This is a genomic window from Mesorhizobium sp. CAU 1741 (assembly GCF_039839275.1).
GTDB lineage: Bacteria > Pseudomonadota > Alphaproteobacteria > Rhizobiales > Rhizobiaceae > Aerobium.
Genome location: NZ_JBDOQP010000005.1, coordinates 20,367 through 46,742, shown reverse-complemented (window position 1 = coordinate 46,742; position 26,376 = coordinate 20,367). Strand labels below are relative to the sequence as shown.

Annotated in this window: 22 protein-coding genes; 12 read left to right on the top strand and 10 right to left on the bottom strand. The window is 65.2% G+C overall.

All coding sequences use genetic code 11. The annotated features are described in order from the left end of the window. Window positions 1-133 precede the first annotated feature (133 nt). The 10 genes from AAFN84_RS19200 to AAFN84_RS19155 all read left to right on the top strand — a co-directional run bounded on the left by AAFN84_RS19200 (window position 134) and on the right by AAFN84_RS19155 (window position 12,563). Entirely contained in the window at window positions 134-802 is a 669-nt protein-coding gene (locus tag AAFN84_RS19200; RefSeq protein ID WP_347516281.1) for an RraA family protein, read from the top strand. A 213-nt stretch (window positions 803-1,015) separates the two neighbouring features. Next, window positions 1,016-2,671 (top strand): ABC transporter substrate-binding protein, encoded by a 1,656-nt coding sequence (locus AAFN84_RS19195; protein WP_347516280.1) that lies wholly within the window; start codon window positions 1,016-1,018, stop codon window positions 2,669-2,671. Between the two features lie 93 nt (window positions 2,672-2,764). Beyond that, window positions 2,765-3,742, top strand: coding sequence for an ABC transporter permease (locus AAFN84_RS19190; RefSeq protein WP_347516279.1), 978 nt, complete (start codon window positions 2,765-2,767; stop codon window positions 3,740-3,742). Continuing rightward, window positions 3,735-4,634, top strand: a complete 900-nt coding sequence (locus tag AAFN84_RS19185; protein WP_347516278.1) for an ABC transporter permease — start codon at window positions 3,735-3,737, stop codon at window positions 4,632-4,634. The genes AAFN84_RS19190 and AAFN84_RS19185 overlap by 8 nt, the downstream gene beginning before the upstream one ends. Then, complete coding sequence (locus AAFN84_RS19180) at window positions 4,631-5,650, top strand: ABC transporter ATP-binding protein (RefSeq protein ID WP_347516277.1); 1,020 nt, start codon at window positions 4,631-4,633, stop codon at window positions 5,648-5,650. Before AAFN84_RS19185 ends, AAFN84_RS19180 begins: the two co-directional genes overlap by 4 nt. Further along, the gene (locus AAFN84_RS19175; RefSeq protein WP_347516276.1) at window positions 5,647-6,639 is read left to right on the top strand and encodes an oligopeptide/dipeptide ABC transporter ATP-binding protein; all 993 of its coding nucleotides are present in this window, start codon (window positions 5,647-5,649) and stop codon (window positions 6,637-6,639) included. The genes AAFN84_RS19180 and AAFN84_RS19175 overlap by 4 nt, the downstream gene beginning before the upstream one ends. Before the next feature lie 24 nt (window positions 6,640-6,663). Further along, on the top strand, window positions 6,664-8,478 hold the full coding sequence (locus AAFN84_RS19170; protein WP_347516275.1) for a hydantoinase B/oxoprolinase family protein: 1,815 nt from the start codon (window positions 6,664-6,666) through the stop codon (window positions 8,476-8,478). Continuing rightward, window positions 8,465-10,504, top strand: coding sequence for a hydantoinase/oxoprolinase family protein (locus tag AAFN84_RS19165; RefSeq protein ID WP_347516274.1), 2,040 nt, complete (start codon window positions 8,465-8,467; stop codon window positions 10,502-10,504). The genes AAFN84_RS19170 and AAFN84_RS19165 overlap by 14 nt, the downstream gene beginning before the upstream one ends. After that, a complete protein-coding gene (locus AAFN84_RS19160) occupies window positions 10,501-11,895 on the top strand; it encodes a M20/M25/M40 family metallo-hydrolase (RefSeq protein WP_347516272.1) in 1,395 nt (464 codons plus the stop codon). The genes AAFN84_RS19165 and AAFN84_RS19160 overlap by 4 nt, the downstream gene beginning before the upstream one ends. 47 nt (window positions 11,896-11,942) lie before the next feature. Further along, window positions 11,943-12,563, top strand: coding sequence for a hypothetical protein (locus AAFN84_RS19155; RefSeq protein ID WP_347516271.1), 621 nt, complete (start codon window positions 11,943-11,945; stop codon window positions 12,561-12,563). Here the strand turns inward: AAFN84_RS19155 and AAFN84_RS19150 are convergent. From AAFN84_RS19150 to AAFN84_RS19140, 3 genes are all read right to left on the bottom strand, one after another. Continuing rightward, window positions 12,547-14,340, bottom strand: coding sequence for a TRAP transporter fused permease subunit (locus tag AAFN84_RS19150; protein WP_347516632.1), 1,794 nt, complete (start codon window positions 14,338-14,340; stop codon window positions 12,547-12,549). The two genes, AAFN84_RS19155 and AAFN84_RS19150, sit on opposite strands and share 17 nt — an antisense overlap. A 93-nt stretch (window positions 14,341-14,433) precedes the next feature. Next, window positions 14,434-15,402: a TAXI family TRAP transporter solute-binding subunit gene (locus AAFN84_RS19145; protein ID WP_347516270.1), complete on the bottom strand. Its 969-nt coding sequence runs from the start codon at window positions 15,400-15,402 to the stop codon at window positions 14,434-14,436. A 39-nt stretch (window positions 15,403-15,441) separates the two neighbouring features. Next, window positions 15,442-16,122: a GntR family transcriptional regulator gene (locus AAFN84_RS19140; RefSeq protein ID WP_347516269.1), complete on the bottom strand. Its 681-nt coding sequence runs from the start codon at window positions 16,120-16,122 to the stop codon at window positions 15,442-15,444. Between the two features lie 143 nt (window positions 16,123-16,265). Here AAFN84_RS19140 and AAFN84_RS19135 point away from each other — a divergent pair, with 143 nt between their 5' ends. Next, window positions 16,266-17,000, top strand: coding sequence for an SDR family oxidoreductase (locus tag AAFN84_RS19135; protein ID WP_347516268.1), 735 nt, complete (start codon window positions 16,266-16,268; stop codon window positions 16,998-17,000). Window positions 17,001-17,027: 27 nt separating this feature from the next. Here the strand turns inward: AAFN84_RS19135 and AAFN84_RS19130 are convergent, their stop codons facing one another. The 7 genes from AAFN84_RS19130 to AAFN84_RS19100 are packed head-to-tail and all read right to left on the bottom strand — an operon-like array spanning window position 17,028 to window position 25,334. Continuing rightward, window positions 17,028-17,405: a RidA family protein gene (locus tag AAFN84_RS19130; RefSeq protein ID WP_347516266.1), complete on the bottom strand. Its 378-nt coding sequence runs from the start codon at window positions 17,403-17,405 to the stop codon at window positions 17,028-17,030. A 23-nt stretch (window positions 17,406-17,428) separates the two neighbouring features. Beyond that, the gene (locus AAFN84_RS19125) at window positions 17,429-18,724 is read right to left on the bottom strand and encodes an FAD-binding oxidoreductase (RefSeq protein ID WP_347516265.1); all 1,296 of its coding nucleotides are present in this window, start codon (window positions 18,722-18,724) and stop codon (window positions 17,429-17,431) included. 59 nt (window positions 18,725-18,783) lie between these two features. Further along, window positions 18,784-20,346, bottom strand: a complete 1,563-nt coding sequence (locus AAFN84_RS19120) for an ABC transporter substrate-binding protein (protein WP_347516264.1) — start codon at window positions 20,344-20,346, stop codon at window positions 18,784-18,786. 27 nt (window positions 20,347-20,373) lie between these two features. Beyond that, a complete protein-coding gene (locus AAFN84_RS19115; RefSeq protein ID WP_347516263.1) occupies window positions 20,374-21,711 on the bottom strand; it encodes an MmgE/PrpD family protein in 1,338 nt (445 codons plus the stop codon). Window positions 21,712-21,739: 28 nt separating this feature from the next. Continuing rightward, entirely contained in the window at window positions 21,740-23,515 is a 1,776-nt protein-coding gene (locus AAFN84_RS19110) for an ABC transporter ATP-binding protein (RefSeq protein ID WP_347516262.1), read from the bottom strand. Next, a complete protein-coding gene (locus AAFN84_RS19105) occupies window positions 23,515-24,396 on the bottom strand; it encodes an ABC transporter permease (protein WP_347516261.1) in 882 nt (293 codons plus the stop codon). Before AAFN84_RS19105 ends, AAFN84_RS19110 begins: the two co-directional genes overlap by 1 nt. After that, complete coding sequence (locus AAFN84_RS19100; RefSeq protein ID WP_347516260.1) at window positions 24,393-25,334, bottom strand: ABC transporter permease; 942 nt, start codon at window positions 25,332-25,334, stop codon at window positions 24,393-24,395. Before AAFN84_RS19100 ends, AAFN84_RS19105 begins: the two co-directional genes overlap by 4 nt. Before the next feature lie 249 nt (window positions 25,335-25,583). On the opposite strand from AAFN84_RS19100, the gene AAFN84_RS19095 reads away from it, so the two are divergent. Continuing rightward, window positions 25,584-26,357, top strand: a complete 774-nt coding sequence (locus tag AAFN84_RS19095; protein WP_347516259.1) for a helix-turn-helix domain-containing protein — start codon at window positions 25,584-25,586, stop codon at window positions 26,355-26,357. The last annotated feature ends 19 nt before the right edge of the window (window positions 26,358-26,376 follow it).

Here is a 26,376-nt window from a genome sequence, read left to right as displayed (position 1 = left end):
GGTATAGAATGCCGAAATATCGTTTTACAAGGCGAAACGCACGATTGTTCCGCCGTATTTTGCCTTCGCTTAGTCTCGATAATCCCGGTCTTATCAATTCGGTTTCGAAGCCATGCCCTATTCAATAGAACCCATGCCGGCGCAGGTTGAGCGTGAACTGATCGACGAATTGGCGCGCTGCAATACCGCGACGATCGGGCATTTCGAGAATGGTGGGTTCCTGCCGACCTCGTTCATGCCGGTCATTGCCGGGCAGCGGATTGCTGGAACCGTGGTGACAATTCAAACGCCGCCTCTCGATTCAGTGCTGGTGCATTACGCCATCAGCGGTGCCCGCCCTGGAGATGTGCTCGTCATTGCGCGCGGAGGCGAGACTGACCACGCGTGCTGGGGCGGAACCACTGCGCTTGCGGCAAAGCTTGCAGGTGTCTCGGGTGCGATCATCGACGGCCCCACCACCGACGTCGCCGACCAACTTTCCGCCGCCATGCCTTGTTGGGGTCGGGGGACGTCTCCGCTTACGACAAAGAAGCTCGGGCTCGGCGGTGGCCTCAACGTCCCGGTCGAGATCGGCGGCGTCGTGATCCGTCCGGGCGACGCCATTCTCGCCGACGACAACGGAGTCTTTATCTCCTCGCCCTGGCGGGTCGCGGAGATAACTTCGGAGGCACTTGCGCGACAGGCAAGAAAACCGGCCACGGTCGAACAACTCCAGGCGGGGGTGAAGCTCGGCGACCTTTCCGGTGCCGATGCGATCGTGCGGCGCGGCCTGGAAGCCCAGGGCAAGACACCGCCCTGGTGAACCGGCAACGGCGTCTTGCGCATGCATGCGTGACAGGCAGCCGGCTCATCGATTGTGCATCTGGCGATCATCTCTGCGAGTCGTTTAGGCACCACGCGCTTTTTTGCGGGCGGGATGCCGATAGCCGCTTGCATCCTTCGCCGATTGTGATTTCATGTTCATGCCACGAAACGATGTTTCGACAGATAAAACAACCTCGTGAGGGGATTTCACATGCGATCCACATACAAGATGTTGGCGGCCGGTGCGCTGATCGCGCTCACGGCCGCATCGCCGGCTCTCGCCGGCGACCCCATTCGGCGTATCGACATTCTGACGCGCCCTCAGGCGGTCAATCCGCCAGAGTTCCAGTCGGCGCAGCTCGTCGCGCAGGAATGGCGCAAGCTCGGCCTTGACGTGAACGTGCGGGCGATCCCCTGGGAGCAGATCACCGACGTCGTCTGGTACAACCGCGAGACGTGGGATACGGGCTCGTGGCAGATGGTCGGGCGTCCCGAACGCTCCGATCCCGACGAGTTCATCCATAATCTTTTCCATTCGAGCACCGTCGAGAAGGGCTACAACTTCATCGGCTACGTCAATCCGGAGTATGATGCGGTCGCTGATGCGCAGCGCATCGAGATCGATCCGGAAAAGCGGCGCGAACTGATCTTCGAGGCGCAGGAGATTCTCGCGCGCGACGAGCCCAACATGATGCTCGCGCATTCGACCGTGGTGCTGGCCTACGACAAGACCGTCTGGGATCCGGCATCCGTCGTCGACCAGAGCGGCATCGGCATCCGCAACACCTGGACGTTCAACAACATCACCCCGCTTGGCGACCAGAAGGACATCATCGTCAATTCCGGCACCAACCTGAACATGATCAATCCGCTGCGCCAGTCCGGCGCGGTCGATAGCTGGGTGGTCGAACTGCTCTATGACCGGCTCGCACGTGTCGGGCCCGATGGACTACCCCAGCCCTGGGCGGCGGAGAGCTACGAGTGGGTCGACGACACCACGATCAACGTCAAGCTTCGCTCCGGCATGATGTGGCACGACGGCGTCCCGCTGACCGCCGAGGACGTCAAGTTCACCTACGACGCGGCGGTCAGCGGCGAAGCGCCGATGTACCAGCCCTTCGCATCCAATGTGGAATCGATCGAGATCGTCGACGACACCACGCTCGTGTTCAAGCTCAAGCAGCCATCGGCGAGCTTCATAACTTCCAGCTTCGCCAAGCTGAACATTACTCCCAAGCATATCTGGGAGCCGATCCTGGAAGACCTCAAGACCAAGCCGGAGAACGCCGAATCCTATCAGGAGGAAATGCCGGTCGGCTCCGGTCCGTTTAAGTACGTCCGCTGGTTGTCGAACGAGGAAGTCGTACTTGAGGCCGTGCCGACCCATTTCCAGCCGCCGAAGGCCGAGCGCTTCATCCTGCGCATCGTTCCGAATGTGGAGGCCACGCTCGGCATGCTGCGGTCGGGCGAGATCAACTTCCTCGGTGACTATCCGGGCGACCCGCAGGTGCTCATCGACATGGCCGCCGAAGACGGCGATCTCGAAATCGCCCAGACGATCGAAATGGGCTTCAAGTACATCGCCTTCAATCTGCGCCGGGCGCCGTTCAACGATCCTGCCTTCCGCAAGGCGCTCTCGCGGTCGGTAAACCGCAAGCTCATCGTCAATGCCGCCTACAAGGGCTTTGCCGAAGAGTCGAACTCGGTGATCTCGCCGGCACTCGACTACTGGCGCAAGCCGGGCCTGTCGGATGGCTTCGAGACCGGCACGGACTATGCCGCGAAACTTCTCGAGGATGCAGGCTACGAGTTGATCGACGGTCGCCTGCACTATCCGGGCGACATCAAGGAAACGATTACCGAATAGCGGCGTTGGCGCGCCTCCTCGCGAGGCGCGCCGCGACCGGTTCGTCCGGCATCTACCAACGTCTCCTGAACCTCAGGATGCTGTGAGCAGTCCATGTCCTTCCTGAAACCCGCATCGGCCCGGTTGCTGCAGCTCGTCTTCGTGCTGTGGGCGGTGGTGACGATCCTGTTCTTCATGTTCCGGCTGATGCCGGGCAATCCGATGGCGGCCTATATCGACCCGACATTCACGGTCGAGCAGCAGGAAATCCTCATGGCCCAGTTCGGCTTGGACAAGCCGCTGTGGGAACAGTACTTCATCTACCTCGGCAACCTGCTGCAGGGCGAGCTCGGAGACAGCTTCCGCTACCGCGAGCCCGTTGCGGGGCGGATACTGTCGCTCCTGCCCAATACCTTGGTCCTTACATTCTCTTCGCTCATCGTCGCCTATGCGTTCGGCATCCTCGCTGGCGCCTACCTCGCCTGGCGGCGCGGCAGCGCCGTGGAGAACATTGCCATTCCGCTGGTGCTGACGACACGCGCGATGCCCGAGTTCTGGCTGGGCATGGTGCTTCTTGCGGTGTTCTCGTTCTGGCTCGGCTGGTTTCCGGCGGGTGGCACGCGCGGGGCGGGAGCGAGCTATGACAGCTATTTCGCGCTCTACACCTCCACGGAGTTCCTCACCCATCTCGCTCTGCCGGCGCTGACGCTTGCGATCTACAGCCAGGGCCTGCCGCTTCTTCTCATGCGCTCGAACATGCTCGACGTGATGAAGGACGACTTCGTCACCATGGCCCGCATCAAGGGGCTGTCAAACTGGACGGTCATCGTGCGCCATGCCGCCCGCAATGCCTTGCTGCCGGTGATGACCTCGTTCGCGATCGCTGTCGGCTACCAGCTCCAGGGCAATGTCGTGGTGGAGTCGGTGTTCTCGTGGCCCGGACTGGGACGCGAGCTGGTCAACGCCGTCTCTGGATCGGACTACCCACTTGCACAGGGCGCGTTCCTCGCCATCGCCGTCGTTGTTATCGCGATGAACCTGGTAGCCGACCTGCTCTACGCGTTCCTCGACCCGAGGATCAGCCATGCTTGAGGCGATCGCCGGAAGACCGTCCCGTATTTTCGCGGCAATGTTCCGCAGCTTGCGGCTGCCGCTGAACGACCCCTTCGCTGTCGCCGGACTGGTGATCTACGCGGTCTTCGCGCTGACCGCGATCTTCGCGGATCGGATCGCGCCATACGATCCGACCGAAATCCTGTTCACGGCCGACTACGATCTCGCCTCCGACCTGATGCCCTTCACCGAGGGCTTCGTGCTCGGCACGACCAGCCTCGGCCGTGACATCTTTTCCCAGATCGTCATGGGAACGCGCTCGGCGCTGCTCGTCGGCATCACGGCTGCCTTCATGGTGGCGCTGATCGGTTCGGTGATCGGACTTGTCTCGGGCTATTTCGGCGGCTGGGTCGACATGGTGCTGATGCGGCTCGCCGACATCGCATTCGGCATCCCGTTCCTGCCCTTCGTGATCGTTCTCGCCGCCTTCCTCGAACCATCCATCTGGAATGTCGTGCTGGCGATGGCCCTGGTGCTCTGGCGCGACACGGCACGGGTCATCCGCAGCCAGGTACTGACGCTGCGTTCACGCGGCTATGTCGATGCAGCGCGTGTAGCAGGGTCGTCGGACATCAAGATCATCCTTCGACACATCGCCCCCAACATCCTGCCGATGTCGTTCCTCTATGGCTCCGTCGCGATCGGCTGGGCGATCCTCACCGAGGCGTCGATCAGCTTCCTCGGCTTTGGCGACCCGCAATCGATAAGCTGGGGCTACATGCTGCAGGACGCGTTTGCGAGCCAGGCATTGGCCAAGCAGTCCTATCATTGGTTTATCCCGCCCGGCCTCTGCATCATCCTCGTCGTGTCGGCCGGCTTCTTCATCACGCGTGGCTACGAGAACATCCTGTTTCCGAAGGTCGGACGATGAGCGGTATTCTGCTTTCCGTACAGGACCTGACGGTCAGCTACCGTGTCGGTCGAGGCCAGATCGATGCCGTCGATGGCGCAAGCTTCGACGTCGAGACGGGGTCGATCGTCGGCCTCGTTGGCGAATCCGGCTGTGGCAAGACCACTGTTGCCCGCGCCCTGACGCGGGTGATCGCCGACAACGCCAGGATCACGGGCGGCAAGATGCTGTTCGAAGGCCGAGACCTGGCGGCCCTTCCCGAGAAGGAGATGAACGCACTGCGCTGGCGCGATATCGCCTTCATCCCGCAAAGCGCGATGAACTCGCTCGATCCGGTCTACACCGTCGAATACCAGCTCAACGAAGTCCTGCGCCGGCGCGGAGGCATGGGCAGGGCGCAAGCCCGGCTGCGCTGCGAAGAACTGTTCGATATGGTGGGCGTCGACGCCAAGCGGCTCCGCGACTATCCGCACCAGTTTTCCGGCGGCATGCGCCAGCGCGTGGCGATCGCCCTGGCGCTCGCGCTGAACCCGAAGCTGATCATTGCAGACGAACCGGTCACCGCGCTCGACGTCATCGTCCAGCGCCAGATTCTCGACCAGTTGCAGGACTTGCAGAAGCGGCTCGGCATCTCGGTGATCCTGGTGACGCACGACATCTCGGTCGTTGCGTATATCTGCGACCGGACAGTCGTCATGTATGCCGGCCGCGTCGCGGAGCAGGCCACCACCCGCGATGCCCTGCTGCAACCCGCCCACCCCTATACGATGGGCCTGCGCAATGCCTTTCCGGATTTGAAGGGCGCCGCGTCGGGCGTGCTGACCCCGATCGAGGGCGCTCCGCCCAACCTCGCTTCGCCGCCTCCCGGTTGCCGCTTCGCCCCGCGCTGCCCCTTTGTCATGGACATGTGCAAAAGCGTCGTGCCGCCGCCGGTGAACGTCACCACATCGCACCTTGCTGCATGCCATCGCGCAGACGAGGCAGGCGCTCTGCGGCAGATCGCCGAAAAGGCAGAGACCTGGATGGTGCCTGCATGAGCATCCGCTCTACCATTGCGGGACAGCCGCTCGTCGATGTGCGTGACGCCCGGCTCCACTACAAGGTCGGCGGCGCCCTGGCATCGCTGGGCGGACGCTCGACACTGGTGAAGGCCGTCGACGGGGTCTCGTTCACCATCGGGCGCGGCGAAAGCGTCGGCCTGCTGGGCGAATCGGGATGCGGCAAGACGTCGATGGGCCGGATGCTCTTGCGGCTGGAAACCGCAACGTCGGGAGAATTGCTCTTCGACGGCGAGGATATCCAGACCCTCAAGGGCGCCGGGCTGAAGCGCTATCGAGCACGCGCGCAGCTGATCTTCCAGAACCCGTTCGACGCCGTCAATCCGCGGCTTTCGATCCGGGCCATCCTGGCCGAGCCGCTGGAGAACGCCCGCATACCGGCCTCGGAGCGCGAAGAGCGGATCATCAGCGCACTCGAACTTGTCAGGCTGCCGGAGCCACGCCAGTTCCTCGACCGCTACCCGCATCAGCTTTCGGGTGGTCAGTTGCAGCGCATCGTCATGGCACGCGCCCTGATCCTGGAACCCGACTTCGTCGTTGCGGACGAACCCGTTTCGATGCTCGACGTCTCGGTGCGGGCCGGCGTTCTGAACGTCTTCCGCGACGTGCGCGATCGCCTCGGCCTAACCGCGATATACATCAGCCACGATCTCGCACTGGTGCGCTATGTCTGCGAGCGCACGATCGTCATGTATCTGGGAAAGATCATGGAGGATGGTCCGACCGAGGACATCGTCCACGACCCGCTCCATCCGTATGCGCAGGCGCTGGTCGCCGCTGTGCCCGTGCCACATCCCGACCAGAGCCACGCGCCTCTTCCGATCGGGCGCGGTGCTCCCGACTCCCGCAATCCACCCTCCGGCTGCGTCTTTCGCGACCGCTGCCCCAGGGCGATCGAATTATGCGCCACTGCGGCGCCCGAACTCAGGTCGGTGGGCACGCGTCGCGTGGCCTGCCACCTCGTTTGACATTGCCGACACGAAGGAAAACCGATGCATCTATCGCCCGTGGAAACGTCAACCAGGGTTGTCTGCGACCCGATCTCCCTGGAGATCGTCCGCGGCGCCATCGCGGCCGCGCGGGCCGAGATGGAAGCGCTGCTGGAGCGTACAGCCATTTCTGCCGGCATTCGCGAGAAGAAGGACTTCTTCACCGCCCTCTTCGATGCCGACGGCGTCATGGCGGTCGGCTCCAACGTGCCGCTTTTCGGTGACATGACGACTCCCGTCTTCGAGAAATATCCCGTCGACGAGATGAAGCCGGGCGACCTCTTCTGGTACAGTGACTGCTACGGCTCGCGCGGCGCCGTCTCGCACTCAAATGATCAGGTGCTGCTCGCGCCGGTCTTCCATGACGGAAAGCGATGCGCCTTCGTCATGTGCTGGGCCCACTTCGCCGACATTGGCGGCATTCGCCCGGGCTCCATCAGCCCGGACGCCACGGACAATTTCCAGGAAGGCATCATCATTCCGGTGACGCGCCTGAGCGAAGGCGGCAGGCTCAATCAGGCCGCGCTCGAAATCTTCCACCGCAATTCGCGCTTTCCCGATGAAAGCGAAGGCGACATGCGCGCGCTGATGGCAAGCGTCGAGCTCGGCGTGCGTCGCGTCCGCGAAATCATGGAGCGTTTCGGCGTCGAGGTGGTCTCGGACGCATTCGCCCAATTGCTGGCGCGCACGCGCAACCTCGTGCGCAAGCGGCTGGCGGAGAGCTTCGACTACGGCACACACCGCTTCACGGATTCGATTGACGGCGACGGTCATGGCAACGGACCGTTCAAGCTGCGCTTTGCCATGACGCGTGAGCGGGGCGGCGACGGCGAGGACCGGTTCATCTTCGACGCCACCGAATCCGACGACCAGGCGGTGGGGCCCATCAACTATCTGATGAATGTCGGCGTGCCCGGCATCGCGCTCGGCCTCTACTATCTCGGCGGCGATTCCTCGCAGATAAACAATGCCGGCGGCCCCAATGCGATCGATGAGGTGCGGTTGCGCGAAGGCTCGATCCTGCTGCCAAAATTTCCAGCCGCGCTGGGCATGCGCGGCCTGACCATGATGCGCGTCTTCTCCTCGGTGACCGGCCTCATCAACGCTGCCGGGGGCAATGCCGCGGCAGGCAACTCCTCCTATGTCGTGGCCACGTTTCGCGGCACGTTCCGCACCGAAACCGGTGGGCTCGAACGCTTCCTGCTCGGTGACGGCATCGGCGTCGGGTATGGCGCACGGCCGGATTCCGACGGCATCGACGCCGTCTATTTCGTCGCCCAGGAGAACTATCCGGTAGAATTTCTCGAGGCCGGATACCCCGTGCGGCTGCGCGCCTACGGCATCGCGGAAGATTCCGGCGGCCCCGGACGGTTCCGTGGCGGCTGCGGCATCCTGCGCGACTACGAGATCATGGCGGAGGACGTCATGCTGTCGCTGCGCATTTCCGGCGTTTCGAATCCCCCCTGGGGCTTCGATGGCGGCATGTCGGGCGGCATCGGCCGCGCCATCGTCAATCCCGGCACCGACCGCGAACGTGTTCTCAAACCGCTGTCGGACGGCAACAGGCTGGTTCGCGGCGACATCCTTCGCGTCGCGACGGGCGGAGGCGGCGGACATGGCCACCCCTACGATCGCGCCCTCGATGCCGTTCTCGAAGATGTGCTTGGCGGCTTCGTCAGCCGCGAGGCGGCCGAGCGTCACTACGGCGTCGTCTTCGACGGCAACCGCATCGACGAGGCCGCCACGACGGCGCATCGATCCTCACGTCCCGCAGTTCGCCGTTTCCATCGCCAGGAGTATGTCGATGCCCTCGCCTGAGTCACTCTCGATCGCCGTCGACATCGGCGGCACCTTCACCGACATATCGCTGCTTGACCGGGTTACCGGACGCGTCTGGAGGGCCAAGACGCCGAGCATACCGTCGGACCCATCCGAAGCATTCCTGAACGGGATCAGGCTTGCGCTCTCCGACGCTGGAATGCCGGCCTCCGCCCTGACGCAGGTGCTTCACGGCACCACCGTCGCCACCAACATGATCCTGGAGGACAAGGGCGCGCGTTCGGCGCTCGTCACCACGAGGGGATTCCGGCATGTGCTGGCAATCGGCCGCCAGGATATTCCACGTCACTCGAATTTCTACACCTGGGTGAAGCCGGAGCGTCCGGTGCCCGCCTCGCGCATCGTGGAAATAGACGAGCGCATCATTGCGGGCGGCGAGGTGACATTGCCGCTCGACGAGACGAGCGTGCTCGCCGCCGCCGCCGCCATCCGCGATATGCAGGTCGAGGCCGTCGGCGTCTGCCTGCTTCATGCATTCGCCAATCCCGCCCATGAGCGACGCGTAGCGGAGATCCTGCGCGCCGAGCTGCCGGGCGTCGCCGTGACGATTTCGACGGACGTGCTTCCCGTTGCCCGCGAGTTCGAACGATCGATGACCACGGTTCTCAACGCCTCCGTCATGCCCGGCGTCACCACCTATGTCGAGAGGCTGGAACAGCGTCTGGCGGACGAGAAGGTGAAAGCGCCGCTGCTGTTGATGCAGTCGAACGGCGGCGTGGCGGGAGCAGCCGCCATCCGCCAGGCTCCTGCCCTGACGGCGTTGTCCGGCCCTGCCGCCGGCGTGGTCGGCGCGCGCGCTGTCGCCGCTGCCTGCGGCATAGCCGACATCATCACTGTCGATATCGGCGGCACCAGCGCCGACATCTGTCTCATCAAGGATGGACGTATCGGCCTCACCCAGCAGGGCAAGGTGGGCGAGTGGCCCCTTCCGCTTCCCATGGTCGACATGGTCACCATCGGGGCCGGCGGCGGCTCCATCGCCAGGATCGAGCATTCCACGCTCTCCGTCGGTCCGCAAAGTGCCGGTGCGCGGCCAGGCCCTGCCTGCTACGGACACGGTGGAACCGAACCGACGGTGACGGATGCGCATGTCGCGCTCGGTCACCTGCCATCGCGGCTGCTCGGCGGCCGCATGGAACTGGACGTCGAGGCCTCCCGCACCGCGATCGAGGGCAAAGTCGCCCGGCCACTCGGCCTGTCGGTCGAAGAGGCCGCACGCGGCATGCTGGCCATCGTGGACAACAACATGGTCGGGGCAGTCCGTGTCGTGTCCGTCGAGCGCGGCCATGATCCTCGAAAATTCACCTTGATGCCTTTCGGCGGCGCCGGTCCGCTGCATGGCTGCGCGCTGGCCGAACTGCTTGGCATGTCGAGCGTCATGATCTCCCCGGCTCCAGGCATCCTGTGTGCAGACGGTCTGCTTTTCGCGGATCTGCGCGCCGAGTTCAGCCGTACGCTCCCTCGCGCTGGCGTCGTGGACATGGATGCTGCAGCAGCCGTCTTCGATGAACTGGAAGCGCAGGCCGACGGATGGCTGGCGGCCGAAGGCGTTGGCGACCAGGACAGGCGCATCTCCCGCGTCGCCCTGCTGCGCTATCATGGCCAGGGCGGTGAGATTTCAATCCCGTGGGCGGGATCCAGCGAAGCGGTGGAGGCCAATTTCGCCGCCCGCCACAAGGAGCTTTACGGCTTCGCCATGGAGACCACGATCGAGGTGGTGACGTTGCGCGTGGAAGCGACGGGTGTCACGGTACAGCCGCCGCAGATCGCCTTGGCGGTCTCGGCGGTGCCGCAACCCTATGATCACGCGCCGGTTGCGTTCGCCACCGGCGTCCAGCAGGTTCCGCTCTACGAACGAAGCGCGTTCGGCGCCGGTGCCCGCTTCAAGGGGCCGATGATCGTGACGCAGCTCGATACGACGACGCTGGTCGCGCCGGGATGGAACGGCTATGTCGCGGAGAATGGAGCCATGCTCCTGACTAAAGCAGAAGGGCCGGTGCAATGAGCACAATAGACGAACGCCTCCAGCGCGTTTTCGACCATGTCGAGGCAAACCGCGACTCTTTCATCACCCGGGTGATGGACTATGTCCGGCATCCGTCCATCAGCGCCCACAATGTCGGCATCGGCGAAGTCGCCGCCATGCTGGTGGATATCCTCAAGGGGCTCGGCATGGAGGCCGAGACCGTGGCGACGAAGAACCATCCCATGGTGCTGGGCCGGCGCGACGTGTCGCCCGACAAGCCGACCGTGCTGCTCTACGGCCACTACGACGTCCAGCCGCCGGACCCGCTGGAGCTGTGGGACAGCCCGCCCTTCGAGCCGACCATCCGCAACGGCCGCATCTATGCGCGCGGCATCGGCGACAACAAGGGCCAGCACTTCGCCCAACTCCTCGCCTTGGAGTCGCACCTTGCCGTGCATGGCGAACTGCCGTGCAACGTCATCTTCCTGCTTGAGGGCGAGGAGGAAATCGGCAGCCCGCAGATCGCCGACTTCGTGCGCGAGCACGCGGATCGCCTCAAGGCCGATCTGGTGATCACCTCGGACGGCACCCTGCATGAATCCGGCGCGCCGGTCATCCATTTCGGCGTTCGCGGCATCGCCACGTTCGAGTTGCGGGCAAAGACCGCGAACCGGGACGTGCATTCCGGCAATTTCGGCGGCGTGGTTCCCAACGCGATCTGGAAGCTCGTCAACCTGCTTGCCACGATGAAAACCCCGCAAGGCGAGATCACCATCGAGGGCATCAACGAGCCCGTCATCGCCGCGACGAACTATGAAAGCGACGCCGTCGCCAACCTTCCGGTCGACATCGAGGGCGTCAAGGCCAAGCTCGGCCTGGCGGCGTTCGACGAACCCCGCGAGCGCGGCTACTACGAGCGCCTGATGTTTCATCCCACGCTGACGATCAATGGCCTGCATGGCGGCTATGGCGGGCCGGGGTCGAAGACGGTGCTACCCTGCGAGGCTTTCGCCAAATGCGACATTCGCCTGGTCGAGCCGCTGACACCCGACTATGTGCTCGACAAGGTCGCAGCCCATGTCGAGCGCCACGCGCCGGACGTCGAATTCGTGCCCGGGCACGGCATGCTGCCGTCGAAGACGCCGATCGACCAGCCATTCGCCACGCCGATCCGCAAGGCCATCGTCGACGCGCGCGGGACGGAGCCGCTGCTCTATCCCAGCGCCGGCGGCAGCCTGCCCGACTACGTCTTCACGAAGATCCTTGGCATACCGTCCTTCGTCGTGCCTTACGCCAATGCCGACGAGGCAAACCACGCTCCCAACGAGAATCTCGAGATCGTACGCTTTATCGACGGCATCCGTACCGGCAGCGCCCTGTTGCACCAGCTCGGCCAGCTCTCACGCGAGTCCGTCGCCCGCGCAACATGATGGAGTAGGCAACGCGAGGCGTTTCCGGAAACAAGCCCGAGCATGTCATGGCAAGCCAAACACCAGACCAACGGCATCCCATCTTCGGCACGCTGGGGCCTTCCCAGAGCAACCATGCACTGATCCTGTCGCACTATCTCGTCCGGCGCGGATTGGCCGATGGGCAGCAATGCCTGTTCGGCGATTTCTCGGCGGCGTTCGCCGCGCTGCTGGACGGGTCGGTCGACTATGTGCTGCAGGTCTCGGCACATGCTTCGCACAGCGAGTGGGTCAGCAGGACGATGGGTCGCGCGTTCATCGTCGACACCTTCATCGCCAGGAGCAGGCCGCTTGCAATCCTCAGCCGAACGGAGGTCACGGTGCCAGGGTCGATCGGCCTGCAGCCGGCCACGCGACACTACACCGACCTGTCCCCTTGGCCGACGCAGGTCGAGGAACCGACGATCGTTGCGGTGGCTGAGGGGCTTCTCGCCGGCCGTTACGATTCTGGCATCGCCGCATTGGATGTTGCCGCTCGATATCCCGATCGGCTGCGCGTTGATCGCGAACTCGGCGCCGCGCTCGATGCATGGGTCCTGTTCGGGCGAGAACCGCTGACGGAGGATTTCGTGCTCGACCCGGAAGCGCCCGCCGTCCGTCTGTTCGCCGGCGTCAGATCAGGAAAATAGCCCCCAACCCGGCCAGGATGAGTCCCACGCGCAGAGCCGGAGCGAGTTTCGACAGAACGCCATAGGACACCGCCGCCAGCCCGATCGCGATCTTCGCGGAATCGATCAGGGCTGCAGCCGGTTCGGTGGAAAGGCGGATGATGTCCGGATTGGCGACCATGGCCAGCGGAATGATGTAGAGGCCGATGCCCAGCGCCATCGCCGTCAGCGCCACTTTCAGCCAGTTCTCCTCGGCCATGCCCGCGGCGATGAAGACGGCGCCGCATACCGGCGGCGTGATGGTCGAAATCAGCGCGAACCAGAACACGAAGAGATGCGCGAGCAACGGCTCGAGCCCCAGCGCCGTCAGCGCGGGTCCGGCCACCGACACGCAGATGACGTAGGCGGCGGTCGTGGGAACTTCCATGCCGAGGATCAGGCAGGCGATCGCGGTCAGCACGAGCGCCGGCCACAGGGCGTCGCGGGATACCGACAGGATCAGGGAGGTGACCTTCACCCCCAGCCCGGTCATGGCGAGAACGCCAATGACCAGCGAGGCGCAGATGATGATCGACCCGATCAGCGCGATCTGCTTTCCCGAATTGACCAGCGCGTCGGCTAGGCGGACGGCAAACCCGCGAAGCGAGAATTCGAGGCGCGCATTCACGAACAGCAGCAGGGCGGCCGCGAGGATGGCGATGCTGGCGGAATATTGTGGCGTGAACCCGCCATGGAACATGCGTTCGAGCAGGATCACGAACGGAACCGCAAAGAACATCGAGGTGATGAAGACTTCCCGCCCGCCCGGCTGCTGGCTGGCATCCAGCGGCTTCAGGTCGTAGCGCGTCGCATAGGCGTCGATGCCGATCCATACGGTTGTGAAATACAGAATCGAAGGCAGGATCGCCGCCATAATGATCTGGGAATAGGGCGTGCCGGTCAGTTCCACCATCACGAACGCGCCCGCGCCCATCAGGGGCGGCATGATCTGGCCGCCGGAAGAGGCGACCGCCTCGACCGCGCCGGCAAACGAGCGTGGGTAGCGCAGGCGGATCATCGTTGGAATGGTGATGGCGCCGGTCGATGCCACGTTGGCGGAGGCCGAGCCGGAAATCGATCCGAACAGCGCCGAGGAAAGCACAGCGACCTTGGCCGCGCCACCGGTGAGACGTCCGGCAACGGCGCTGGCGAGGTTCATGAACCCCTGCCCAGCTTCACCGGCGTTCAGCATCGCGCCCAATATGACGAAAATCGCCACGACGCCGACGCTGACACCGGTGAGCGAGCCCCACAGTCCGCCCTCGGCAATCGTCAACGTCCCGACGAATGTCTGCATCGGCAGCCCGGGATGTCCGAACTCGCCGGGGATGCGGTCGCCGAAGACCGCGTAGACCAGAGCGGCCGCCGCCACCAGCGGCAAGGGCCACCCGATGGCCCGACGCGCTGTTTCGAGCGCCAGCACGATCAGGAAAACCGAGATGACCATCTGGAAATTGTCGCTGATGAAGCCGTACTGGTTGGCGAGATGCTCTTCGTTGAGCGCGATCCAGCCGCATGCCGCAACGCCGAGCACGGTCAGGACCCAACCGCTGACGCGCTGCACCCGACCCTTGGCGGCAAAGACGAGGATCCAAGGCAGCGTCAGCGCCATGTGGATCGGACGGCTGATCAGCGCCGGCGTCAGACCGTAGAAGATCAGGCCGAGATGGAAGACCACAGAAATGGCGCCCAGCGTCACCCAGCCAATATGGATGTTGGCGCGCGCTTCCTGCGGCGGAGCCGCGTTTTCGATTGGCATCGACATGATGTACCGGCAAAGTCTTTGTGAGCGGCGCCACGCGCGGTGATCGGCACAGTCGCCGCCCCGCTGACGGGGCAGCGACGGCAGGCCTCAGCGGAGTTCGTCTGGAATGTCGAACCCGGCCTCGTCGTAGTAGCGGATGGCTCCGGGGTGGATCTTTCCGGCAATGTTGCCCACCATCTCCGGCACGATGCCACCCCACCAGGGCGTGTTCTGTGCCAGCGCGTCACGACGCTCCCAGAATGTCTTGGTGATCTGGTATGCCGTGTCGTCATCCATGTCCGTGGTGGTATAGGCGATGACGGGTAGCGAGGTCGTCTGCACGTCTTCGTCGATGCCCGGATAGGTCCCGGCGGGAATGGTCTGGCGCGCGGCGCCCGTCGCCTCGATCTGCTCGTCGGTGAAGGAGACGAGGCTGATCGGCATGCCGGCGGCCGTTTCGATGACGTTCGGCGTGGGGAAGGAACTGGCCGTGACGAAACCGTCGATCTGGCCGTTCTTGAGCGCGTCCGGTCCACTGCCGATTTCCGCGTTGGCGATCGTGATCCGGTCTCCCATTTCGAACAGGTCGATGTAGCGCTGCGCCTCCGTTGCGCCGAAGCTGCCGCGCCCGATGAGAATGCGCTTGCCTTCCAGGTCGTCGAGGCCGATGACGCCCTCGTCGCCGCCGACCACGATGTGCATGGTGATCGCGGGAATCGGGAAAAGGCCGCGGATCTCGGCGTATCGTTCGCTCGGCCGGTCCGCGAACGGACCCTCGCCCGCCTGCGACTGGCGCACCAGCCCGGGCGGCGTGGTAAACACGTAGTTGCCCTGCCTGACCGACACCTCCAGGACGTTCTGGACCGACCCCTGGCTTTCCTCGAGCGTCAGCACGACGGCGTCGGACGTGCCGCTGCGGATCGCTTCCGAGAGCTCGACGCCCATCTGGTAATACGCCGTTCCCGAGGCTGCCGACTTGTAGGTGACGCGCGTCTGCGCGTCGGCACCCTGGATGCCTGCAATGGCGGCGGCGACGGATACCGCCGATGCGAGCATGATGGATTTGAAGTGGAACATTTCCGATCCTCCCTTTGTTGCTTTGGCGAAATCCGCGGTTCAGATATCGCTGGTTGCCCTCCAGATGTGCTGTCTCAGGGTCTCCTCGGCCTTCTCGGCCTCCCCCTCCAGCACCAGACTGAAGATCTCTTGATGCTCACGCATCGAATCCGCGCGTGGCGTGCCGGTGTCCGTCAAGGACGCCAGACGGTAGCGCCGCGTCAGATCGTAAAATGACTGAACCTGTTCCAGAAGCGTCGGCGACCCGCATCCCGCGCACAAGGCCAGGTGAAAATCCCTGTTTCGACTGTCCCATTCCACGCCATGCACGGCGCGGTCCTCGCGGACCAGCTTTTCGGCCTCGTTGAGCGCGTGATAGGCCCCGGCAACCGTGGCCCGCCAGTCCCGGGTGGCGTTGCGCATAGACCAGCGAAGCCCGACACTTTCCATCTCGCCGCGAACCCGCGTCATGTCGCGCAGGGTTTCGAGCGAGTAGGCGCTGACGAAGAACCCGCGTTGCGGGAAGGCGCTGACATAGCCTTCGCCCGTCAGGATCGACAGCGCCTCGCGCACGGAAATGGCGCTGACGCCGAAGTGCCGGCGCAGTTCCTCGATCTTGAGCTTGCGGCTGGGACGGAATTCCCCGAGCGAGATCGCGCGGCGGAGGTCGTCGACCAGATGTTGCACGACCGGGCCCGCGCCCGGCCCATGCCGCATCGCTTCCGCGCCGCCTCCGATCACCTTGCCCTCCATCCCGCCGCAGGCGCGGTCTCCCCCGGGCCTTCCTCAAGCAACGCACCACTGCCAGTGGGCTGCGGTTGCTTGCGACTATAGCGTCGCGCATATAAGGATCAATCGGATTATAATACATTTCGGGGGATGATATGCGCGTTTCGGTGGTGCTTGGCGCGGGAGGCGGCATCGGGCAGCATATCGCGGAACGGCTGATCGAACGCGGCGACCAGGTGTTCCTGCTCGATCTTCCCGCCAGACGCGACGACGTCGAGAAGCGCCATGGCACCTCGGGCGCGCGCTTCGTCGCTTGCGACGTCACCTCTCCAGACAGCATCGACGACGCCTTCGGGCACGTCGCGGGCGCCGGCCGCCTCGACGCCTGTGTCAACGCCACGGGCATCATCCGGCGCGGCGGTTTTCTCGACGTGACGGCGGATGACCTCCACGCGGTGACGGCCGTCAATATTGTCGGCGGCTTCCTCGCCATGCAGGCGGCGGCGCGTGTGATGGTGGCGAACGCCTCCGGCGGGCGGCTCGTGAACATCGCCTCGGTGCATGGCCTGCGCACCAGCCATGGACGGTCCGCCTATGCCGCCTCCAAGGGCGCGATCCTGGCGCTTACCCGGGCCATGGCGATCGAACTGGCGCCGCACGGCATCCTCGCCAACGCGGTTGCCCCCGGCCCGGTCACCGCCGGGCTTCAGGAAGGCGACAGCGCGCCCTCGCGCCAGCTCTGGAACCGCGCCACGCCCCTCGGGCGCGTCGCGCGCGTGGAAGAAGTCGCGGAAGCCGTGATGTTCCTTCTTTCAGACGCCAACACGTTCATGACCGGCGAGACGCTGGTTGTCGATGGCGGCGCCTCGGCGGCAATAGCGCCGGCCTGACCGGCGGTCGCCCCGCGGCGCCCGATATCATCGGTCCTCCAACGGCACCTCGTCGATATCGCCAAGCGCGGCCGAGACCATGATCTCGACGCGCATGTCCGGGTCGCCCAGTTCGACGGCGCAGCAGCAGCGCGTGGGTGGGTTGCCGGGAGAGACCCATTCGTTCCACACCGCGTCCATCGCGGCGAAGTCGGCCATCGTCGTGATCCAGACCTCGGCGGTGAGCAGGCGCGACTTGTCGGTTCCCGCGCGCGCCAGAAGGTCGTCTATCTTGGCGAGCGTCTCGCGCGTCTGGGTCGCCACGTCGCCGGCATTGTCGGAGAACTGTCCCGACAGGTAGGCGACGCCGTTGTATTTCACGAGCCGGCTGCGGCGCGCGTTGACGTCGAATCGTTCGATCTTCATGGATGATCCCTTCTTGTGCCCGGTCAGGCTTCGAGGCCGGCCCTGCGGCTTTCCAGCGCCGAGATGACACGAAAGCCGATGCTGCGGAACGGTTCGGGCGCGATGCGGCTTGCCACGCCCATGGCGTCGATCACCTCCGCCGGATCGCCGACACCGCGGATCAGTTCGGCCAGGCGGCCGCCAAGCATGGTCCCCTTGGCGATACCGGAGCCGTTGCAGCCGCCGGACGCGTAGAGCCCGTCATCGAGCTTTCCCCACCAGGGGGCCCCGTTCATGGTGAAAGCCGTGGCGCCACCCCACAGATACTCGAACTTGACATGACGCAGACCCGGCCAGCGGCGCTCGAAACGGTCTCGAAGCTTGGCTGCGGCCGTCTCCTGCTCGACCTGGTTCTCATGCGCGTAGAGCGAGCGCACCATGATCCGGTCGCGCCCTATCCGGCGCAACGTGGTGCCCAGCCGGTGCGAGGGAAGCAGACCCCACGCAGGCATCGCGCCCAGATGCGGCAGGTCTGCATCGGGCACCGGCGCGGTGACGGCGGCATAGGTATAGATCGTCGCCATGCGCAGCGTCAGATAGCCGAACTTGCGGATGAAGCCGTTATTGGCCAGCACCACGCAGCGCGCCCGCACGTGCCCGCCTTCGGTGGCGAGTTCCCACCCATCGCCGCTGCGCGCAATCTGCTGCACCGGCGTGTTCTCGTGAAGCGCGACGCTTTCAGGCAGCGCGTCAGCCAGGCCCCGGATCAGCGCGGCCGGCTGAAGCAGGTAGGTGTCGTTGAGATGGATGCCGAACCTGTAATAGTCGGAGCCGATGCGCTCACCGATCGCGGCGCGATCGAGCACCGCGTGCTTGATGCCGTTGACCTGCGCGACCTCGACCACCTTGCGCAGCGAGGCCTCGCCGGCCGGCGTGGCGGCAGCGCGTATCGAACCGACCTTCTGCATGTCGCAGTCGATGCGGTGTTCCTGGATGAGGCCGGTCAGCCAGTCGAAGGCGCCGCGCATCAGCGCGGTCTGAAGGCGCGCCTTCTCCGCGCCCTGCAGGGTCGCCGTGCGTGGCAGCACGTCGGAACCGGTGAAGCCGGAATTGCGTGCCGACGCCCCCTCGCCCACCGTCGTTGCCTCCAGCACGGCGATGCGTGCCTGCGGGTCGAGTTCGCTCAGCCGGCGGGCGGCGGCGAGGCCGGTGAAGCCGGCGCCGACCACCGCATAGTCCACGGTCAGGTCGTCAGAGAGTGCGGGGCGGGGCGTTCGCGGCGGCAGCATCGCGTTCCAGCCGCAGATATTGGAATAGCTCGGAAAGGTCTGTCTGGACATGGTCGCCATCTGGCGGAAGGAGGCCGTGGCGAAAAACGATCGCCACGGCCCCGGTCCGGTTATTCGGTGAAGTGGGTGAGTTCGGTGACGAGCGGTCCCAGCGACATGGACCCCTTCAGCTCGAAGCCCCAGTCGAGGTTCTCCTTGCGTGCCCAGACCTGCGCCGTCTCGGTCATCGGTATGCCGCAGACCTCCTCGATGATCAGGCGCTGCGCTTCCTCCCACAACGCGATCTGCTTTTCAGGATCGGTCTCGACCCTGGCAGCCTCGATCTGCGCGTCAGCCACGTCGCAATGGCTGAAATTGGTCACCGCCGTCGGTGTGCCGATGATGCTGTTGGAGTGGAAGAACTGGGTCAGGTAGACGTCCGCCACCGGGAAGCGCGCGGCGCCGTAGGTGACCAGCGGGCTCAGGTCCTGGCGGATCATCTGGTGCCACGTCGCATGCTCGACCGGCTCCAGCTCCAGCGTGAAGCCCGCCTCCTCGAGCTGTGCCTGGAGGATCTGGTTGGAGGACTCGTAGCTGGGAAGCTGGCTCGAGATCATCTTGACGGTCAGCCCGTCGGGATAGCCAGCCTCTGCCAGCAGTGCCTTGGCCTTTTCGGCATCGAACGAGGGCAGGCCGTTGTCCTCGGTGTAGCCGAGATTGTTCGACGGGATCACCGATTCGCCGACGCGGGTGAACTCGGGGCCGCGATACTGGGCAATGCGGCTGGGATCCATTGCGTAGGCCAGTGCCTGGCGCACGCGGATGTCGTCGAACGGCTCCTTCTTGGTGTTGATGTGCAGTACGGTCAGTTCTGCCGGATCGAAGATGTCCACGGTCGAACCCTCCGTGGCGAGCGTGCGCTGCAGCCAGCGCTGGTCGGCGAGCCCGGTGGCGGCGTCCACCTCGCCGGCCACGAAGGCCAGATCGCGCGCAGCGGCCGCGTTCAGGAAGCGATAGGTGACCTTCGACAGCTTTGGCGCGCCTCGGAAATAATCGGCATGCGCCGTAAAATGCACCGCCACGCCGGGTTCGATCGAATCGAGCTGGAACGGGCCGAAGCCGACCGGCCGGCGGGAGAATTCGTCGCCGCGCTCCTCGTAGGCCTTCTTGCTGATGATGAACCCTCCGGCATAGTTCGCCAGCGGTCCGAGCACGCTCGGGATCACGTTCTTCAGCGTGATGCGCACCGTGTAGGGGTCGACCGCCTCGACCTTTTCAAAGGCGCTATAGTCGCTGGCGAAGGCCGAGCGGTCGGAATCCGCCGACTTTTCCAGGCTGAACACCACATCTTCCGCCGTGACCTCGCCATAGCCGTGATGCCACTGCACGCCTTCGCGCAGCTTGAACGTCCAGACGAGATTGTCGTCGCTGACTTCCCAGCTCTCGGCTAGGTCAGGTTCGATCTGTGCCGGGTCGGTGGTGCCGGGAGCGAAACGCACCAGCCCGCCATAGATCCACGCGACAAGCGTGCGGTCGGTGGTGCTGGCGGCATAATGCGGGTCCAGCGAGCCGATGTCCGCGGCGGCCGCGCCGAGGTTCAGCTCCGTCTTCGCCGCATGGGCCGGCAGCGGCGCGAGTGCGACGCCGGCGAGCAGCGCGGTCATGACGACAGTTCCGGAAATCTTGCGTATCATTGTTCCTACCTCCATTGGTTATCGGCTTTATTCTGCTGCAAGGATCAGTCGTGGCGCGGCCAGCGCAGCAAAGAGCGGGCCGAACCCCTGGTCGAGCAACCCGTCCAGCGCAGCCAGGACGTTGTCCTGCCAGTCGGGGCCCATGCTGCCGGCGGCGATGCGGCGGAATTTCTCGGTGACCTGCGCCCGCGACATCGGGTTGGCGACGTCTCCCAGCGGGTGCGGCACGGTCAGGCTCTGTGGCCCGTCGCCCTGGTCGAGAATAACCCGGCACGGCGTGCCGACGGGGAATGAAGCGGCGAAGTCCTCATGCGCGGCAAGTTCGATGCGGGCGGCAAGTTCGAGCACCTCGGCGTCCGCGAGCCGCGCGGGATCGACCGGCTGCAGCGCCTCCGCGCCGTGCAGCGCTGCGAGCGCACAACTGAAATAGAAGCTGTACTGCCCGCCCTCCAGCGTCTTCGGCGCCCGTGCATTGGACAGGCGCAAGCCCTGCGGAAAGGTCTCGATGCGCAACTTCGAGACCGGCTTGCCGAAGTCACGCAGCTCCACGATCGCATCGATCGCGGCGTGCATGTAGCGGCAGCAGGCATAGGGCTTCAGGTAGCATTGCTGAAGCCACCACGTTTCACCCAGCCCACCCGTGAGCACAGCGCGTACATGGCGGCCATCGTCGTCCAGGAGGTCGAGCGGTCCGTTTGCTCCCGCGCGGGCGCGAAAGGCACCGGTCAGGCCCGCGACAACGGCGGGCGGGATCACTTCCTTCACCGTGCTGCCCTGATAGAGCGAGCTTCCGGTCGGGAAACTGATCGGCCCCTCGGCTCCGGCGATCGCCAGTGCGTGGGCCATCTGGCCGGCATCGAGCCCGAGCAGGCGTCCCGCGGCCGCGGCGGCGCCGTAACCGACCCAACGGCCGCTGGAATAGGTTTCTATGATTGCCGTGGGACGGGACGTCGCCACCCGCAGGGCGATGTCGTAGCCCAGCGCGATCGCGTCGAGGATACGCTCGTCCGGCGCGCCGATGGCCTGCCCGACCGCGAGCGCGGCGGGCACGACACCGGCGCCGGCATGGCCCGCCGCGCCGCGATGGCCGTCGTCAATGTCGAGCGCGCTGGCGGCTGCCGCATTGGCCATGGCGGCGCCCGCGATGCTCAGCGAGTGTCCGGTCAGCCAGACACGTGCGGCGCCCGAACCGTAGAGCTCGGCCGCCGCTGCCCGGGCGGACGCAGCCAGCGTCGAGTTCAGCCCCGCCGCTGTCGCCGCGATCAGGTCGGTGACCAGCAAGGCGGCGGTCTCACGCGCCGGCTTCGGCAACGTTCCTTCGCGATGGCCGGCGACGAAGCCGGCGAGTTCTTCTATTGCATGCATGCAGGCGGGGTCCTCTTTGCTGCTGCGTTCAGCCGGCGTAGCGAATGAAATGGCCTTGCGAGGCCATGCTCCAACGCGCCGGTGACGGGTGATGGTCGAGCGGTTTGATCGGGCTGCGTGGCGGGCCGTCACCGCCGGCCGGCGGAACGGCCCTGGTGCCGCGCTGGTCGGGATGGGTGATCGGGATCGCCGACAACAGACGTTGCGTGTAGTCGTGTCCGGGCCGGCCGATCACGTCGTCGCGCGCGCCGATCTCGACGATTTTGCCGAAATACATCACCGCGACCCGATCGCAGATGCGCTCCACGGCCGCCATGTCATGGCTGATGAACAGGTAGGAGACGCCGAACTCCTCCTGGAGATCGATCATCAGGTCGATGATCTGTCCCTTGATCGTCACGTCGAGTGCCGACACGGCCTCGTCCGCTATGATGAGCTTCGGCGACATGGCCAGCGCCCGCGCGATGCAGATGCGCTGGCGCTGCCCACCGGAGAACTCGTGCGGCAGGCTGGCCGCGCGCGCCGGATCGAGGCCGACGCGCTGCATCAGCCATTCCATTTTCTCGACCGCCTCCGCGCCGCGCGCCAGCCCGTGCACGTGCATCGGCTCGACAATCGCGGAACCGATGGTCTGGCGCGAATTGAGCGAGCCGAAAGGGTCCTGGAAGATCATCTGGACGGCGCGGCGCATCCGCGCCAGGCTTTGCGGATCATCATAGTCGACGCGCTCGCCCGCCACCTTGACCGCGCCGGAATGGATCGGCGCCAGGTTGATCACCGCCTTGCCGATGGTCGACTTTCCGGAACCCGATTCGCCCACGAGCCCGAGCGTCTCGCCCTTGCCGATGGCGAAGGACACGTCCTCCACCGCATGGACCATACCCGTCAGCCGCCCGAAGAAGCCGCTGTGGACGGGGAAGCGCACGGCCAGGTCCTCGATCTCCAGCACCGGCGTTTCGCCTGCCGGCATCGCCGGCACGCCCTCGACCGGATGCGCGGCGACCGCCGTGTCGGCGAGCTTGCCGACCAGGCTCGGCGCGGCCTCGATCAGGCTGCGGGTGTAGGCATCACGCGGATTGGAAAAGACCTCGTGCACCGTGCCGCTCTCGATTTCGCGGCCCGCGCGCATCACCAGCACATGATCCGCCACCTCGGCCACCACGCCCATGTCGTGGGTGATGAACAGCACCGCCGCACCCGTCTCGCGCTGCAGGTCCTTCAGCAGGGCCAGCGTCTGCGCCTGCACCGTCACGTCGAGCGCGGTGGTCGGCTCGTCGGCGATGATCAGCGCCGGGTTGCAGGCAAGCGCCATGGCGATCATGACGCGCTGGCGCATGCCGCCCGAGAACGTGTGCGGATAATGCCGCATGCGGGTTTCGGGATCGGGGATGCGCACCTTTCGCAGCATCTCAACCACCGCTGCGCTCAGCGCCGCGCCGCGCAGGCCGCGATGGATGCTGATCGCCTCGGCAAGCTGGTCGCCGATGCGCTGCACCGGGTTGAGCGAGGTCATCGGCTCCTGGAAGATCATGCTGACGTGGCCGCCGCGCACCTTGCGCATCTGCGGCTCGGGCAGTCCCAGCAATTCGCGGCCCTCGAGCGTTATCGAACCGGTTGCCCGGCCGATCCGCTCGGGCAGGAGGCCCATGATCGCCAGCGAGGTGACGCTCTTGCCCGAGCCCGACTCGCCGACCACGGCGAGCGTACTGCCGGAGGCAATGTCGAAATTCAGGTCGTGCACGACCGTGCTGCGGCCGAAGGAGATGCTCAGGTTGCGAACCGAAATGACGGGCTTATGGTCCATCACGAAGCGTCCTTCAGCCGGGGATCGATGGCATCGCGCAGGCCGTCGCCGATCAGGTTGAACGCCAGCACCAGAACGAGGATCGCCAGGCTCGGGACGAGCGCGAGATGGAACGCACTCAGTATGTTGTCGAAGCCGTCGCGCACCATGCCGCCCCATGTCGGCGTGGGTGGCGCGAGCCCCAGCCCGATGAAGGCGAGCGACGCCTCGGTGCGCACGGCGGTCGCCATCCACAGCGAGGCCATGACCATCACCTCCGGCAGGATCGCCGGCGTGATGTGGCGAAACAGGATGCGCGGTCCCGAAAAACCCATTGCCCGGCAGGCCTGCACATATTCCCGGTCGCGCTGGGCAATGACGCCGGCGCGTGCGATCCGCGCGAAGGCCGGTGTGGCGGTGAACGCGATGGCGATGATGATGTTGGTCAGCGTCGCCCCCATCAGTGCCACCAGCGCAAGGCCGAGGATGAGCGAGGGGAAGGCCAGCACCACGTCCATCACCTGCATGAAGATGATGTCGATGCGCCCGCCGAGATAGCCGGCGATCATGCCGATCAGCGTGCCCACCACCAGCGCGAGCATGATGGCGAACATCCCGATGGTCAGAGAATAGCGCGCGCCGTAGAGCAGCCTCGACCAGATGTCGCGCCCGAACTGGTCGGAGCCCAGCAGGTATTGCGAACCGGGCGGGATCAACTGGTCCATGATGTTCTGGCGGGCCGGTTCATGGGTGGCGAGCTGCGGCGCGAATATCGCCGCCGCCACCAGTGCCAGGACGATCGCCAGCCCGATCCAGGTCGAGAGATTCAGCCGCCCGATGAAACTGCGGAATCCGCTTTGCCGTTTCGCCGGAACCTCGTTTGCAAGCGTGGTGTCGGTCATTTGTACTGAACCCGCGGATCGAGGAGGCCATAGGTCAGGTCGGTCAACAGATTCACGACGACGACCATCAGCGTGTAGACGACGATCATGCCCTGCAGCAGCGTGTAGTCGCGTTGGGTCAGCGCGGTGAGGATCAGCTTGCCGAGGCCGGGGCGTGAGAAGACGATTTCCGTCAGCACCGAATTGCCGATCAGGATGCCGAGATAGAGCCCGACGACGGTGGTGATGGGGATCATGCAATTGCCGAGCGCGTGGCTCCAGACGACGGCGGCCCGGCTCGCGCCCTTGGCGCGCGCGGTGCGCACGAAGTCCTGGTTCAGCACCTCCAGCATGGCCGAGCGGGTGACGCGGGTGATGTACGCCATCATGATGAGCGCCAGCGCCAGCGTCGGCAGCGCCATCTGCCGCAGCCGGTCGGCGATGGTCTCGCCCGAGCCGGCGCTGATGACGGGAAACCAGCGGAGCTGGATGGCGAACACCATCAGGAGCACGATCGCAGCGACGAAGGCCGGCAGCGACAGGCCGAGCAGCGAGATGAAGCGCAAGACGTAATCGGGAAGGCGGTTGCGCCGCACCGCGGCCCAGACGCCGGCCGGCACGCCAAGCGCCACGCCCAGCGCCAGCGCGGCGATCGTCAGCTCCAGCGTATAGGGAAGCACGGTCAGGATTTCCTGCGAGACCGGGCGCCCCGTCACCATCGAGTTGCCGAGGTCGCCCCGCATCGCCTGCAGCAGGAACTGGCCGTACTGGACGAGGAGCGGCTGGTCGAGCCCCAGGCGCTCGCGCAGCGCCGCGACGCTGGCCGGACTCGCCTGGTCGCCGAGGATCACCAGCGCCGGGTCACCCGGCAGGATGCGCACGATCAGGAAGACCAGCGTCAGCACGCAGAACAGGGTCAGGATGGCAAAGCCGAGGCGCTTGATGAGAAATGGAAGCATCCGCTCGTCCCCTTTGCACCAAAGCAGGTCATGGGAAAGCAGGTGAAGGCACGACTGTCCCCTCCCACGCCCTTGTGGGGCGCAGGATCGAAAGGCTCGTCGCAGCCTCCCGCCCCCTGATGTCCGTAGACTTGAATTTGCCGTCTCAGGAAAACGCGTTTGACCAGACCTGTCAACATATTCCTTTATTCAGCACGGAATCGATGATATTGTTCTGATAATCAGAATATTGGAGCATTCGACACATTCATGGCGGCTTTGAACGCATCTTCGCTCAATGCCGAGCGTGCGCTGGAAATCCTGCTCGTCCTGGGCGAGGTCGGGCCGGAGGGGTTGAGCCTGTCGGAGATCGCGCGCAGGATCGGCGGGGCCAAGTCGGCGGCTCATCGCAGCCTCGCCGCGCTCCTCCACAAGGGCTTCGCCGAACCCACCGGGCGCTACGGGTACTATCGGCTTGGCCCGGCCATCCCGATGATCGCCGGGCGGCAGGAAAGGCTGGAACCCCAAATCCAGCTCATTCGTCCCGGCATGACCGAATTTGCCCGCCGCACCGGTTTCACCGTCTACCTGATGGTCCAGGCCGGCGTGGACGCCGTTTGCGCCGAAATGGTCAGCCGCTCGACGCGGCGCCAGTTCACCATGGGCGTGGGCGCGCGCGTGCCGATGGGCGTCGCCGCCGGCAGCCTCGCGCTGATGTCGATGCTAGCCGAGGACGCGGCCGCCGGCATCATCAGGGCCAATGCGGAACGCTACGAGCGCCATCCCGCGCTGAGGCACGTCGACGCTGCTCTCATCGCTCAACTCGTGGCGCAGGCGCGCACGCGCGGCTACGCGATCAACATGGGCTACTACCTGCCGGGAGAAGGCGGGATCGGCCTGCCCGTGCCACGGCGCGGCGCCTATGAGGTGAATGTCGCGGTATCCTTCAACGCACCACTGGAGATGATGACCGACGACTGGATCGAGGCGACGATCAACGAACTGCGCGACTGCCTGGGTCCCGACCTCGTGGGATCACGCTAGCTGCGCGACGCCGGAGCGG

What these genes read in the sequence shown, in the direction of transcription:
- AAFN84_RS19115 (WP_347516263.1), bottom strand. Translation starts at nt 21,711, where the DNA reads ATGCATGCAATAGAAGAACTCGCCGGCTTCGTCGCCGGCCATCGCGAA.
- AAFN84_RS19160 (WP_347516272.1), top strand. Translation starts at nt 10,501, where the DNA reads ATGAGCACAATAGACGAACGCCTCCAGCGCGTTTTCGACCATGTCGAG.
- AAFN84_RS19105 (WP_347516261.1), bottom strand. Translation starts at nt 24,396, where the DNA reads ATGACCGACACCACGCTTGCAAACGAGGTTCCGGCGAAACGGCAAAGC.
- AAFN84_RS19100 (WP_347516260.1), bottom strand. Translation starts at nt 25,334, where the DNA reads ATGCTTCCATTTCTCATCAAGCGCCTCGGCTTTGCCATCCTGACCCTG.
- AAFN84_RS19120 (WP_347516264.1), bottom strand. Translation starts at nt 20,346, where the DNA reads ATGATACGCAAGATTTCCGGAACTGTCGTCATGACCGCGCTGCTCGCC.
- AAFN84_RS19165 (WP_347516274.1), top strand. Translation starts at nt 8,465, where the DNA reads ATGCCCTCGCCTGAGTCACTCTCGATCGCCGTCGACATCGGCGGCACC.
- AAFN84_RS19125 (WP_347516265.1), bottom strand. Translation starts at nt 18,724, where the DNA reads ATGTCCAGACAGACCTTTCCGAGCTATTCCAATATCTGCGGCTGGAAC.
- AAFN84_RS19150 (WP_347516632.1), bottom strand. Translation starts at nt 14,340, where the DNA reads ATGCCAATCGAAAACGCGGCTCCGCCGCAGGAAGCGCGCGCCAACATC.
- AAFN84_RS19155 (WP_347516271.1), top strand. Translation starts at nt 11,943, where the DNA reads ATGGCAAGCCAAACACCAGACCAACGGCATCCCATCTTCGGCACGCTG.
- AAFN84_RS19190 (WP_347516279.1), top strand. Translation starts at nt 2,765, where the DNA reads ATGTCCTTCCTGAAACCCGCATCGGCCCGGTTGCTGCAGCTCGTCTTC.
- AAFN84_RS19175 (WP_347516276.1), top strand. Translation starts at nt 5,647, where the DNA reads ATGAGCATCCGCTCTACCATTGCGGGACAGCCGCTCGTCGATGTGCGT.
- AAFN84_RS19195 (WP_347516280.1), top strand. Translation starts at nt 1,016, where the DNA reads ATGCGATCCACATACAAGATGTTGGCGGCCGGTGCGCTGATCGCGCTC.
- AAFN84_RS19170 (WP_347516275.1), top strand. Translation starts at nt 6,664, where the DNA reads ATGCATCTATCGCCCGTGGAAACGTCAACCAGGGTTGTCTGCGACCCG.
- AAFN84_RS19110 (WP_347516262.1), bottom strand. Translation starts at nt 23,515, where the DNA reads ATGGACCATAAGCCCGTCATTTCGGTTCGCAACCTGAGCATCTCCTTC.
- AAFN84_RS19095 (WP_347516259.1), top strand. Translation starts at nt 25,584, where the DNA reads ATGGCGGCTTTGAACGCATCTTCGCTCAATGCCGAGCGTGCGCTGGAA.
- AAFN84_RS19130 (WP_347516266.1), bottom strand. Translation starts at nt 17,405, where the DNA reads ATGAAGATCGAACGATTCGACGTCAACGCGCGCCGCAGCCGGCTCGTG.
- AAFN84_RS19135 (WP_347516268.1), top strand. Translation starts at nt 16,266, where the DNA reads ATGCGCGTTTCGGTGGTGCTTGGCGCGGGAGGCGGCATCGGGCAGCAT.
- AAFN84_RS19180 (WP_347516277.1), top strand. Translation starts at nt 4,631, where the DNA reads ATGAGCGGTATTCTGCTTTCCGTACAGGACCTGACGGTCAGCTACCGT.
- AAFN84_RS19185 (WP_347516278.1), top strand. Translation starts at nt 3,735, where the DNA reads ATGCTTGAGGCGATCGCCGGAAGACCGTCCCGTATTTTCGCGGCAATG.
- AAFN84_RS19145 (WP_347516270.1), bottom strand. Translation starts at nt 15,402, where the DNA reads ATGTTCCACTTCAAATCCATCATGCTCGCATCGGCGGTATCCGTCGCC.
- AAFN84_RS19200 (WP_347516281.1), top strand. Translation starts at nt 134, where the DNA reads ATGCCGGCGCAGGTTGAGCGTGAACTGATCGACGAATTGGCGCGCTGC.